The 13,109-nt window shown below is 40.3% G+C and carries 10 protein-coding genes; 4 read left to right on the top strand and 6 right to left on the bottom strand.

Annotation, left to right across the window (positions count from 1 at the left end; translation table 11 throughout):
• Positions 1-88: 88 nt before the first annotated feature.
• The 6 genes from SU60_RS20440 to SU60_RS20415 all read right to left on the bottom strand — a co-directional run bounded on the left by SU60_RS20440 (position 89) and on the right by SU60_RS20415 (position 5,916).
• Positions 89-1,330: an SIR2 family anti-phage-associated protein gene (locus SU60_RS20440; protein ID WP_041157138.1), complete on the bottom strand. Its 1,242-nt coding sequence runs from the start codon at positions 1,328-1,330 to the stop codon at positions 89-91.
• A gap of 261 nt (positions 1,331-1,591) precedes the next feature.
• Positions 1,592-2,236: a hypothetical protein gene (locus SU60_RS20435; protein ID WP_041157140.1), complete on the bottom strand. Its 645-nt coding sequence runs from the start codon at positions 2,234-2,236 to the stop codon at positions 1,592-1,594.
• Between the two features lie 131 nt (positions 2,237-2,367).
• Positions 2,368-3,201 carry an abortive infection family protein gene (locus SU60_RS20430; protein ID WP_041157137.1) on the bottom strand — a complete coding sequence of 278 codons (834 nt, stop codon included), beginning with the start codon at positions 3,199-3,201 and terminating at the stop codon, positions 2,368-2,370.
• A 158-nt stretch (positions 3,202-3,359) separates the two neighbouring features.
• Positions 3,360-3,968, bottom strand: a complete 609-nt coding sequence (locus SU60_RS20425; protein ID WP_041157136.1) for a hypothetical protein — start codon at positions 3,966-3,968, stop codon at positions 3,360-3,362.
• Positions 3,969-4,479: 511 nt separating this feature from the next.
• The gene (locus SU60_RS20420; protein WP_041157135.1) at positions 4,480-5,295 is read right to left on the bottom strand and encodes a restriction endonuclease; all 816 of its coding nucleotides are present in this window, start codon (positions 5,293-5,295) and stop codon (positions 4,480-4,482) included.
• Between the two features lie 456 nt (positions 5,296-5,751).
• Complete coding sequence (locus SU60_RS20415; RefSeq protein ID WP_025500610.1) at positions 5,752-5,916, bottom strand: helix-turn-helix transcriptional regulator; 165 nt, start codon at positions 5,914-5,916, stop codon at positions 5,752-5,754.
• 100 nt (positions 5,917-6,016) lie between these two features.
• Between SU60_RS20415 and SU60_RS20410 the strand changes: the two genes are divergently transcribed.
• From SU60_RS20410 to SU60_RS20395, 4 genes are all read left to right on the top strand, one after another.
• The gene (locus tag SU60_RS20410) at positions 6,017-7,174 is read left to right on the top strand and encodes a MarR family transcriptional regulator (RefSeq protein WP_025508609.1); all 1,158 of its coding nucleotides are present in this window, start codon (positions 6,017-6,019) and stop codon (positions 7,172-7,174) included.
• 791 nt (positions 7,175-7,965) lie between these two features.
• A complete protein-coding gene (hsdR, locus tag SU60_RS20405) occupies positions 7,966-10,410 on the top strand; it encodes an EcoAI/FtnUII family type I restriction enzme subunit R (protein WP_041157139.1) in 2,445 nt (814 codons plus the stop codon).
• Positions 10,411-10,466: 56 nt separating this feature from the next.
• Entirely contained in the window at positions 10,467-11,753 is a 1,287-nt protein-coding gene (locus SU60_RS20400; RefSeq protein WP_041157134.1) for a nucleotidyltransferase domain-containing protein, read from the top strand.
• A 3-nt stretch (positions 11,754-11,756) separates the two neighbouring features.
• The gene (locus tag SU60_RS20395) at positions 11,757-13,082 is read left to right on the top strand and encodes an MATE family Na+-driven efflux transporter (RefSeq protein WP_041157133.1); all 1,326 of its coding nucleotides are present in this window, start codon (positions 11,757-11,759) and stop codon (positions 13,080-13,082) included.
• Positions 13,083-13,109 lie beyond the last annotated feature (27 nt).

Below are 13,109 nucleotides of genomic sequence, written 5' to 3'. Positions count from 1 at the left end.
AATGGCTATCTAACAGATTTACCCGAATTTTAGTGCCTTCTAGAGATACTACGTATCCTATTTGGGACATATCGTTGTAGCTCATTGCCTATTCCCCATTGTTACTTGAACCAAGGTCTTGAATAGCTTCAGCTATCACTTTGGCTGCATTATTTTTAGGGAACAAAACAGGTTTTGGAATCAAATCCACGAAGTTATCAAAGTAAGCTTCAGTGCCACCTATGATTGTGACTTGATTTAGTTTCATTTTTCTTATTTTATCAATGCATCGTTGGGCTTGACTCAATCCATTTTGAAGCTGACTGTTTGCACAAAGCTCTGCCAATTCTGGATAGCAGATAACGATATGAAGAGATGGATTAAGTAAAGCGCCAAGAATAATTCTATTGATGTGGTAATCTCCAAAACCGTAACCATTAACGAATAGAGTGGTCTGTGGTTTAGTCAAAAACTCACTAAATCGGCGAAACATTTCACCATATACAAAACCAATTGTATGGTGGTACTTGTTGGCGCCAGGATAAATTAGACGTTGATTCTCAGTGAAATTACTATTCTTTATGAGAGGGTTAATGAAATCTTGGTAAGCTTTTGAACTAGTGCATTCGATGACTTCCCCGCTTTGATCTTGATACCAAGTCAATGAACCGTGAAGCTTGTATAGGTACATGTTGTAATGTCCGAAACGAGCTTCTCCTACTGCGTTTATATTACGAAACCCTAAATCGAAGGAGTGAGGTTGAAAGGTTCTTGAATGAATGCCCGAAAAGCCATTTATGAGGTTGATCCCTGACTCTTCCGCTGACCACTCTATGGCTAAATCATAATTTGTAGTGAAAATGGATGGTGCAGCTTGACCTGGTTGGCGATTTGACAGCAGCTTTTCTAGTAAATTTCTGTGTTTATCAAACTTCTCATTTTTCCCTACATGAAGTTCAGGAAAGTCTGAATTTACCAATAAGGCAGCTTTGGTTACTGAGCGATATAGTTCAACCAAGACATTAAACAAAGCAGTTGAGTCTTGCTGCCAAGTATCCACCACGCTCTTGTTTTTAAGCACTTCATCAATCAAAAGTTCAATATTGACAGAACCAGCATCAATCTCCTCTTGGCTAATCAGTTTGTACTGATCTCTCAATATCGGAAGCATTGGTTCATTTCGAGATTTAAAGTCTAACCAAATCTCTTTCATGACCATACCACCTGCACTCTTCGAAGCGCCTGCTCCAAGTAATACCCCTACGTTTTCTAGTTGACACAAAGAGGACAAATGACTCTCTAAGTCTTTTCGATCAATTTCACTGCTACCTTGATAAAATAACTCTGCCATTTTTATGTATCCGAAGAGTCGCACAATACGCTGATTGTATCATATTACCTGTGCGCTAAATTGTGGGGAAGATGCAGAGATTACAAAGACATCAATTTGATATACGTAGATATAGTATTTTTTAGAATTATTAAGCACAAAATTGAAAGACGAACTGAGGAAGGGATCTATTAAAGATCTTAAACTCTCTTTTGGACAGAAGCAATTTAGAGTATGGGTTTTAACGTGCGAAATTTGGATTAGAAAAAGTATCTTGAAACCTTAAACGTTTGTATGGGTTTGTACTATCTCACTATGTATAAGCCGATTGTAAGTAACCTCATAAGCACTAGTATAATAATCAATTATTGACTGATCGCCGCCTTGTTTCTGATATAAGTCGATATACCGAAACAGCCCGTTGGACACATTTAGAGCTTGTAACCATATTTCATTATCTTGAAACAAAGAACCATCGGGTTGGCGTCGTAACTTGGGACTCTCTTTAAGTACTGACAAGTGATATTCCCAGTCTAGTGAATCACTTTTTAAAAGAGTGCTTAATGGAAGTTCTTTCAACCCTGCATACTCTCCTCCCATATCGTACGTCCAATGCCATGGCTCATCACAAGTTACAACCATCTCATACAAACCTTTAAGATCTTTCTCATAAGCTCGAATAGCGATTAGCGTCTCAGAGCTAATTTGTTGATTTTTAACAAATTTTAAATTCTCTAGACCTGCACGAAACGCCAAAAACGCAAACAAAGGACCAAGAACGCCGCCAATATAACTACCAAAGCTTCCCCAGTCACTCTGCTCATTTGAGAGACCTGAGTGAAACTTTATAAAAAAAGCACCTAGACTTATACCTGTAATAAAAACAGCAACAATAGTTGCTATATTATCTCGAATTAGATTATTCAAATTATTCCCCAAAAACCTAGCCGCATTAAGGTGAGCAACGCTACCGCCAAACCTAAACCATTGCACCTTAAACACATAAGCTGAATCAAACCCAAAATGCCACGCGTTGCGAATCACTCTTAAACAGTTTGTTAGCTCGCTGACTTACGTTTTTCGTCCCAAGTTTCAAGCACAAACATCGCTATTGTATGCGCAGAGTTAATTGCCAAACGAGCATGACGAGGTTTTAATTTATACATAATTCGACCCTCACCGTGCGCTGAACTGGCATGTGTGCGAAATGCTCCAATACCGTCAACAATTGACAGAATGCCTGATAACACTCTTTTTAAGTCATCATCTTGAAGTAATTTAGGATCGAAACCTAAATCACCACGCACAACTTTCCAAACGTTTTGTAGATCTTGCTTTTGAGGTTGTGCTAATTGCTCATCAGCAATATAGACCTTAAATATGGATTCCAAAATGTTGCAAGCTGCTGACACGGATTCTCTAGGCTCAGAGTTTACATTTGCTAGCGCTCTTGTAAATTCAGCTTCAATTGAGGGAATGTCTCTACCTTTAATTAAGTCAGACAAGGAGCGACTTGGAGCTGAACTACCATCAGATACAATACCGCCATTAATGTAAGTTAGATTGCACTGCGCAAGAATTGACTCAAGCTTTTCTTTGAATTCCTTTTTATGATTTGTAACGTTAGTTCCCCACAGGAAGACCTCTTCCTCTTCTTGCTTTGGTAACTCCATATACGTTTCAATCAACTTACCAAGGACTTTTAGTGGTTCGCCTGATTCTTTGTTAATTCGTCTTAGCCACGCTTGAACTTTAACGGGTTTAGAACCTTCAGGCGGTTCACCTGGAGCATCAGCATATAAGAAAAGGTTATCGAGACTTGCATGAGTTTCGAGTGCAGATAAATTGTCTGATAAAACCGCTATTACGGGCGCGGGAATGTCTTTTCTCATATTGCCTCTTAATTAAAAATTGATGATTGTGAGCTAACTCTCTGTTAAGGGGTGAGCAACGCAATGCTAAAGCCGCCGCACACCACCTTAATCACTTAAACCAACGCATAGTAAAAATGCCACGCGTTGCGAATCCCTTTCGAACAGTTGGTTAAAGGTCACTTTTCCACGTATTGCTTAGACTCTTCACAAATCCAGCTATAGTGTTCTGGATTACTACTATAGCGGTAGTTATCGAGATAAAACTTTAACCTTTCAACTTTACCTAACTTATCCCTGTCAATGGCTGAAATAACTAAACCTCTTGAGATATTGTACTGTTTTTCATCTAACTTCTTAACATGAGATAGCGTTTGTGAAACTACGCCAAATGACTCAATCATCCGAGAGTTGTTTCTGTAAAACTCCGAACATGATAAGTACACATTTTCACCTCTCAAATAGGATTGATATGCTTGATCTTCTACTTCCGTGAGATGCTTTTCATTTGCGAGGGAGCTAATTAAATTATCTAACGATATTTTATGCTCGGATATTACTCTATCCAGCTTTGACTGCTTGCTTGACTCAATCACCTGCAAACCTAGAAACAGTATTGAAACAAGAGTAAATATAGGAGTTAGAATCCCACTGATATACGTACCAAAATTCGCAAAGTCTTGTGTTGTTGCATATTGATATAAATCATGAAATTTGAAAAAGTACGGAGCAATAGTAAGAATCACCGTTATCAGTAAAATGACTATCAACGTTCTAAGATGTTTCATTTATTCTCCTGACCTTTAACAGTGTCTTTTTAACAGACATTGTCTTCATAAAATACAGACGTCATAGCAGCAACATGCTGTTCTATAGGTCTTATTCTTCCTTCCACTCAAAAATTGCTGAACATGTCTGTATAATTATAAGTGCTCAACTAGACTCATAATCTGCCATTAGGATAAATAGGTCAATAACTGACTTAAGAACGTGGTCAGGAATCTTGAGCTAAGCAGTTTTGGGGCAAAAGTGTTTCAGAGCTTGCGTTCATTACCCCATTGGTTCTGACAAACCCACTTATGAAAGATAATGGGTAACACATTTTCCACCACAGAGTTCTGCGCTGAGAGATCTTTTTTATCTATCAATTAAATGAGCAAACTTTAGTTTTTGATGATTTGAGCGAGAACAGTGTTCTCGCAGTAGTATTCTTCTCAGGCAGCTAGACTCAAAAGGTTAACTTTTATGTTCTGAGAACACCCTTCTATAAGGTTAGACTGCTTGAACCCTCACTCATATTCAACAGTCGCAAGTGTAGCGACACTTAGGATAAGCAGAGCAACCATAGAAACTTTTACCCGCATTACGACCTTTTTTAGCAACACGAATCACAAGGCTAGACTGGCAGTTTGGGCAAACCTTGGAATGAGGATCGGGTGTAGGCTCATCAATGACTGGCTTATTCATAAAGCTACGACCATCTTCAATCATGTAGACTAGCTCGCTACCATTAACCAACCACAGGCGCTTCTCTTGAGCAAAGGCGATAGCTTCAGAAGTAAAATCTCCCGATGTTACGATGATCATTTTGCTAGCACGATTGTCGATCATCACACCATACATTTCTCTTAAGACTTGAACTCCGACTTTTCTAGCTTTCCAGTGCTTACATTGTACAAGACTCAACTCACCGTCTTTAGTTAACCAAATATCAACCCCACCATCTGCCTGCTTTGAGAAAGATTGTTTAACGTCGTAGCCTTGCTGCTTAAAGTACTCGCCAATGTAGCTTTCAAATTCAACCCAATTGAGGGAATTAAGCGGAGTCGTGTTTTTGTGTGCTCTGATTTGAGACGTCGTCGCAAGATAATTATGCTTTCGCTGATACTGCTTAAAGAACGCAATTGGAGCAGGAATTAAAAACAAAAAAGCAAAATACGGTGCCATTCGCGGAAGATTCGGCCCAATGGCATTGAAGATGAAGTTATCACTGCGAGCCGCTAAGCCTGGCAATAGGAAAGATAAACCAACATAAATTCCTGCTGAGAACAAGATACTCACCCACCACGGCGCATCCATCAAATGCCAAATAATTCCATCATTTTTCCGAGCCATAACTCCTCCCAATAAGCATCAAAATGCATTAAAGCACAATTGCCAGACCTAATACATAGAGTTAAATCATGTATTTAGTGGGAGAACAAACAGCTAGAACATTGTTCTAGCAAGAGCATTTTTATTTATTAATTAAATGACCAAACTTTAGTTTTTGATGATGTGAGCGAGAACAGTGTTCTCGCAGTAGCGTTTGAAAGCTATCAGCCTTTGCCTGAAATACTCAGACACGAATCGGATAATGCCTGACTCTGCCTTTCGTCATTTCGGAGAACATCGTTCTCCGTTCAACTAATGAAGATTTAAGAAGAAATTGGATCCCTGAGATAGACAAAAGCAGGAACAAGGTTCCTGCAAGAGCATTTTTTATTCGTGTTATTAATCATGTAAACAATGACTTACTTTATATTTACGAAGATTAAGCGAGAACACTGTTCTCGCAGTAACAAGTCGCATCTATTTTTGTTCTTCTAGCCATTCCTCAATGTCCTTTCTCTGCCACCCAACAACTCTAGAACTAAGCGTAACAACAGGTGGCATTTTTCCGTCCCGACGCCAACGCCACAAAGTACTTACGCTTACCCCGATCTCTTTCGCTAACTGCTCTTGTCTTACAAACATTTTATTACCTTTATTTCTCTATTATTTAGTTGCATCTTAGGTTCTCATCGCCCAAATCATAATATAGAATAAGCAACAAACCATATTGACATGATAACGAATGGACTTAGATCAAAAGCGCAATGCATTGAGAGTACAGCTAGAAACAGCAATTAATGACTTAAAAAGCCAGTCAGAATCTCAAGGTTGTAAAATTGCTCAGCGACGTCGTTCTGGCTATTTATACGCTGTTGATGCCGCTCGGAACATTGTTCTGGAAACGTGGTTTACCAAGTTACTCAGACAACATGGAACCATACTCAAAAAGTACAGCAGTTCTAATGCTATCCATCTTGCCGAGATCATCGAAAGTTACGGTGGATTAAATAAAACAATTAAACTTATTGAAACGGTGCTAGCTTTACGTGGATTCGGTCTTCATACTCAACGACGCGTCAATTATGCCGATCAAGTACTGTTGGGCTTAAAGGATCTGCGTTCACTTACGCCACAACATCAAGAGGAAGAGGTTCGTTGGAACAGTGTTCTACCTTACTGCGCACTATGCTGGCGTCTACGCAGCCGATCTCACTACTACTGCGAAAAACACCATCCCATCAAGTCCACTAAACTTTATAAACAGCAAAAATACGCAGCTATCACTGCATTGAAATATCTGCCCAACCAGAACAGTGCAGCTTACGAAAAGTATCTAGCACAACCTAACAAACAGAAAAATCTGGGACGACAACTGTATGATCTGGTCGGCGGCTATGCGCCGCATCCACGAGTATTTCTACGCCACTGTAAAGATAGCGCGAAGGCAGGAGACTGGCTCTCGCTATCAAAGAACATTGTTCAGACATGTAAAGTAAACTACCCAGCGAGCTATAAAAAAATAAATCAGATCAAGTCAGATGATTTTGGTCAATGGTCATCATGGTGTATCGCGATAGTGAGATGTTTAGATCTTAAAGAACCAAACGCGTGGAGTGATAAAGAGTGCCTAACGCTTTTCAATGAGTTGAATACTTGGACCACACTGATTGGGATCTTGCATCGCTTCGAATGTGTAGAACGAATCAATAGCATTGAAACTAAGCGGGGCCCAGACGTTGGATATGGGGCTAATCTAGAACAACACCAGTTGATCAAAGAGCTGTTAAAACAACAACTAGCCACGAATAGCAAAATTAACTTAAGTGATATCGCCAGAACGCTTGGGCTTAGCAGACAACGCATACACCAGATCATTAAAAAACATCAATTGCTCCCCTAAACAGCAAAGTAACTGTGCAAAAAACAATCGAATTTATTTTGCATTTTTAATTATTAAATCAAATAAAAATCATAAATATAATTACGAATAATTTAATTATTAAATTGAGCCAAGGTAATTATGGCAATAAAATAGTTTTTACTTATTGACTTTTTCATGTTATAACTATTATAACTGTTATAATTATTATAAAGTTATAATTCTAATATAACGTTCATCTATTAAATTTTGGACTCTTAAACGGAATATTCTAATTTTTAGGTCTAAATTTTAGTGCCACCATTGGCAGATTCGCTGCCCGCTGTGGCATTTCCTCTGCCATCCTTGACAGTTTCGCTGCCAATCTTGGCAAAACAATGTGCCAAGCAATTTTGGCTAAAAAAACTTAGGCAAACATACAGTGCATTATTTTAATAAATAAAAATAACCTTTTTTGTTTTTTATTTCCTATAGATTACATTCAAGGTAAAGAAAATATTTAATTTAAACCACATCCCAGATCAAGAGTATATTTTTGATAATATCTCAGTGGTATTGGGGAAAACTTTCAGAAAGTTCTTTATTCTAATCGAACAAAGGCTGTCACTTTTCGACAACAACTTCTACTGATTAGCCTCATCACAAAACTCTCACTGCACACATAAGCCTATTGATGGCAGCATGTTCAGAGTCTTAGCCTTAGAGGCTCACCCATACCGTTACCCACTTCACTGATAAGTCAGTATCTTTTCTGCTTTTATGCATCCTTTGGTATAGTCATGAAATGCATTTGTACTGAGCTGGCTAATCGCATGGAATCGACAATCAATAAATCAAAGCTATCCGAAACCGACATCATCACGAAATTCATTCTTCCTGCTATCAAAGATGCAGGATGGGATGATATGTCTCAAATCCGTCAAGAGGTTAAACTGCGTGACGGTAAGGTCATTGTTCGTGGTCAAGCAGCGGCGAGGAAAAAGGTTAAGTCTGCGGATATCGTTCTTTACCATAAACCGAGCATGCCTCTAGCCGTTGTCGAAGCTAAAGCGAATAAGCATGAAGTCGGCAAAGGTATGCAACAAGGACTAGACTACGCCAACTTACTTGAAGTCCCTTTTGTCTTTGCCTCAAATGGCGACGGTTTTATCTTCCACGACAAAACCAACCCAGCTCAACTCGAAACTGAAATTCGACTTGAAGACTTCCCAACACCTCAGCAACTATGGGACAAATACTGCGTTTGGAAAGGCTACAAAACCGAGCACCTTCCAGTCATTACTCAAGACTACCATGATGATGGTAGCGGCAAGTCCCCGCGCTACTATCAGCTACAAGCGATAAACAAAACCGTAGAAGCGGTAGCCGCAGGACAAAACCGTGTGCTACTGGTTATGGCAACGGGGACGGGCAAAACTTACACTGCATTCCAGATTATTTGGCGGCTATGGAAGTCCCGAGCCAAAAAACGCATCCTGTTTTTGGCGGACAGAAACATTCTGATAGATCAAACTAAGACCAACGACTTCCAGCCGTTTGGCCCCGCTATGACCAAAGTCACTGGTCGAACAGTCGATCCCGCTTACGAAATCCACCTAGCTCTATATCAAGCTCTGACTGGCCCAGAAGAGCACCAAAAAGCATACAAACAGGTCGATCCTGATTTCTTTGACCTTATTGTCGTTGACGAGTGTCACCGTGGCAGTGCCGCCGAGGACAGCGCATGGCGCGAGATTCTTGAGTATTTCGGTTCAGCGACTCAAATAGGGCTAACCGCGACACCGAAAGAAACCGATATCGTGTCTAACACCGAGTACTTTCACGATGCCATATATACCTACTCTCTAAAGCAAGGTATTGAAGACGGTTTCTTAGCCCCTTACAAAGTTGTGCGTGTAGATATCGATGTAGATTTACAAGGTTGGCGACCAACCAAAGGACAAGTCGATAAACATGGTGAAGTCATCGAAGACAGGATCTATAACCAGAAAGACTTCGACAGAACTATGGTCATTGATGAGCGAACAGAACTGGTTGCACAGACCATCACCAGCTATCTCAAGCGCACCGACCCCATGGCGAAGACCATTGTGTTCTGTAATGACATTGACCACGCAGAGCGTATGCGTCGAGCGCTGATCAACTGCAACCCTGAGCAAGTTGCTAAGAATGAAAAATACGTAATGAAAATTACTGGTGATGATGAAATCGGCAAAGCTCAGCTTGATAACTTCATCAACCCCAAAAAGGCTTACCCTGTTATCGCGACCACCTCAGAACTCATGACAACAGGTGTCGATGCAAAAACTTGCAAACTGGTTGTTCTTGACCAGGGCATTCAGTCGATGACCAAGTTTAAGCAGATCATCGGTCGTGGTACTCGTATTGATGATCGTTACGGAAAGCTATGGTTTACCATTCTCGACTTCAAAAAGGCGACTGAACTGTTCGCTGATGAGCGCTTTGATGGAGTACCTGAGCGAGTTAAAGAGACAAAACCAGAAGACTTTGATACCGATGAAGGACTCGATGAGATCATCGATGGTGAGGATGAACTTGAACAAGATGATCCATTTGAAGGGGAAGATATCGACCCTGAAAGTATCCAAGAACCTGAAGCTCCATACGACTCAGGTTTATCTCCTTCTGACCGTAGCAATTCCGATGATGATTGGCAGGATGAAAACCGAGTTAGAAAGTTCCATGTCAACGGTGTAACGGTGAAAGCCATTGCCGAACGTGTTCAATACTACGATTCCGACGGTAAACTCGTAACCGAATCGTTCAAAGACTATACCCGCAAGACGATGGCAAAACAGTTCACCTCAATGGATGACTTTGTTAAGCGCTGGCAAGATGCCGATAAAAAGCAAGCAATCATTGATGAACTGGCAGAGGAAGGTATCATCTGGGAAGCATTAGAGTTGGAAGTCGGCAAAGATCTCGACCCATTCGACATGATTTGTCATGTCGTGTATGACCAACCAGCACTCACTAGAAAAGAACGCGCTGACAACGTCAAAAAGCGCAACTACTTCACTAAGTACGGTGAAACGGCTCAGCAGGTGTTGAACAACTTACTAGACAAGTACGCAGACGAAGGCGTTCAAGAGATTGAGAATATTCATGTACTCAAAGTTAAGCCTTTTGACGAGATGGGACGCCCTGCTGAGATCGTCAAAAAGTGCTTTGGTGGTAAAGAGCAGTATTTAGAAGCAATTTCTGAGTTGGAAGCTGAGATTTATCAATCAGCCTAATCACCATTTAAACCAAGCTAGAGTTTCTTTAGCTTGGTTAACGACCTCAAGTCACAATGCATATCTATATTTTTGGTAACCTAAATTCAGGCAAAACAACGTTAAGCGAACAAATACAAGGACGTTTGCCTGAGTTCACTTATTTGTCATTAGATGAGTATCGAATTCGCTTGGGCGATGGAACCGAGCAAGGTGAGCAACTTGCTTGTGAGCATTTCCTTGCTGCGGTTAAACAACAGGAAAATGCGATTGTTGAATTTACAGGATACGGTCAAACAGCTAGCCTTCTTACCAATCAATTAGATAGGAAAACAGGCATATTAATCTGTTGCACTAGAGATATTGAGCAGAGCATCAATGCAATTGATGACGAGAAATACTCAGAAATCCCTTACCCATCGGCCTACAAAAAACTGCAAGCTGTTGATGAAACTATTAGATTTTTGAAAGATAAAATCATACCGACGGAACTAGAAACTCACTGGCAAAGACAAATTTGGCAGTCTTACTGCTTTGACTTCTCTGAGAACTTTGATGCCTTCTGGGCGGACTTCCCATTATCTCAACACACTTGGGTCAGTAAACTTAATAAAGTATTGAGCACAGATACAAGCGTATCTACAGCTCTACTTTACGGAAGTTTGGGCGCTAATCAGTTAACAAAGCGCTCTGATATCGATTTATTTATTCAGTCATCGATTTCGGTTCAGGGTTGGTATGAAAGGCTCCTCAGATTGTTCGGCGAACAATTGGCTCATACCGATATTTTGGGGTCGAAAATCACTCTTAGAACACAAGACCGTTTGCTTATAGAAATCGTTGTAGGCCAATCGCTGTCTGACATTTCTCTTTATTATCGTGAGTCACAAATCTACAACGTTCACTTCACTATTTTAAAGGGTGAACTTGGCCTTGCAGAACAATTAGACGCCGTTACCAAAACACATACAAGCGAGCGAAAGCAAGCCAAAGAGTTGGCTGCTCAGGTTTACTTTTTATTTTGCTCCTTACCGAACCTTATCGCTAACAACGACAGTTACAAGTACCACTTTCACTGCTCTATCATCCAGCACTATTGTGTTCAGCTAGAACATTTATTGCTAAGTGAGTTTAAACACAACTACCTTCCCAAACATGCTGCTACAACATTGATTGATTTCCCATGGCAAGTATTTAACTGCTCAGCAACTCATATCAATACAGTGCAATATACTGAACTTTATCAGTACCTAATCTCACTGTTCGAACGGCTTAGAAAGAAACAACTGATTAAAAGTAATGGCTATTTCTCTGTGGAGAGTCGCTTTCTCCACGAGATCTCTAATGAAGATAACAAGGCTTAAAAATTGAAACATCATCAAATAAAAACAATCAACTACCAACTGTGGCTAGTGCTGATTCTGACAAGCTTAATACCATTAATCTACTCAACTACACGAATCCATTTCTTGGGCAGCATCCCTAGCCCATGGACTTTTAGCATTGCAGCACAAGTTGCATGGCTAAATGTAGGATATGAAGTCCTCAGCGAAGCATTACTTATCCCTCTAGCATTTATTCTAGGCAGAGTTATTCATAGTAATGAAGCTTTTCGTGAACGAGCCAGTCTATCTCTTTTGGTTACCTTAATTTGCTACTTTGTGGTGACCTTAATGGTATTGTGGCTAGCCCCGAACTTTGTAGATGCTATGCAGCAACAGGCTGAATTATTGGCCCAAACGATCCAATACATTCGATTGGAATCTGCCGCTATTTTGCTCTCTAGCTTCTATGCTTTTTTGTCTTTGGTTCTCGTCCTACGAAATGAACGAAAGGCGCTGTATGGTCTCCTAATAGTACAAATGCTCATGACTGTCCTTTGTGACAGCGTCTTCGTCAGTCAACTACCATACTCCCTTCAGTTAGGAGTGAATGGTATTGCTCTGAGTAATATCGTAGTCAATAGTCTTCTCGCACTATTTGCCCTGATTTATTTATCGAAATCAGGGATCACTCTGAGCTTCAAGTTTTCTAACAGTGATCAATCGCAATGGCTCAAAGAATGGGCAAAGATTGGATGGAAGTCAGGGCTTGAGTCACTCGTGCGAAATACTGCCTTTATTGTCATGATTCTTCAGCTGATTAACCAAGTACAACAAGCGGGAACGTTCTGGGTTGCTAATCAATTTATTTGGGGCTGGCTACTACTTCCCGTTTTGACATTAGGACAACTGGTTAAGCAAGATGCTGCGACAAACAATGGGTTAACATCTGAGCGAGTCAATAGCTACCTTTGGATAACGTTAGGAATCATTGCAGTTTGGATACTCACCGCACCGCTTTGGAACAGCTTTATAGCCAATGTCATGGGGATAGAGAACCCAGAATCAATCACCAGTCTAGTTTGGCTAATGGTTGGGTTCTATGTCATTTTCAGTTTAAACAATGTCATAGACAGTTACTTTTATGGTATTGGACGCACGGATTTGATGCTATATCAATCACTTATCGTAAACACCTTGTTTTACGGTTGTGCTTTTGTGCTTTATCAAATCGGTATCTTTGTACCTACGCTTGAACGAATCGCCATAATGTTCGGCTTGGGCATTACTGCTGATGCACTCATCACTTGGGTGTTGTACCTTGCCTTACGGAGCAAAATGAGCATGAATCAACAACCAGTAAGCCATTAATTTATATATTTCTCATAGATATAAATG

The organism is Vibrio mytili (genome assembly GCF_000830505.1).
Classification (GTDB): Bacteria; Pseudomonadota; Gammaproteobacteria; order Enterobacterales; family Vibrionaceae; genus Vibrio; species Vibrio mytili.
Note: the sequence above shows the minus strand (reverse complement) of the source record. Positions and strands in the feature narration are given on the sequence as shown.

Coding starts and splice junctions, on each gene's coding strand:
- SU60_RS20415 (WP_025500610.1), bottom strand. CDS start 5,916: ATGTTTGTAAGACAAGAGCAGTTAGCGAAAGAGATCGGGGTAAGCGTA.
- SU60_RS20440 (WP_041157138.1), bottom strand. CDS start 1,330: ATGGCAGAGTTATTTTATCAAGGTAGCAGTGAAATTGATCGAAAAGAC.
- hsdR (WP_041157139.1), top strand. CDS start 7,966: ATGGAATCGACAATCAATAAATCAAAGCTATCCGAAACCGACATCATC.
- SU60_RS20400 (WP_041157134.1), top strand. CDS start 10,467: ATGCATATCTATATTTTTGGTAACCTAAATTCAGGCAAAACAACGTTA.
- SU60_RS20410 (WP_025508609.1), top strand. CDS start 6,017: ATGGACTTAGATCAAAAGCGCAATGCATTGAGAGTACAGCTAGAAACA.
- SU60_RS20420 (WP_041157135.1), bottom strand. CDS start 5,295: ATGGCTCGGAAAAATGATGGAATTATTTGGCATTTGATGGATGCGCCG.
- SU60_RS20425 (WP_041157136.1), bottom strand. CDS start 3,968: ATGAAACATCTTAGAACGTTGATAGTCATTTTACTGATAACGGTGATT.
- SU60_RS20430 (WP_041157137.1), bottom strand. CDS start 3,201: ATGAGAAAAGACATTCCCGCGCCCGTAATAGCGGTTTTATCAGACAAT.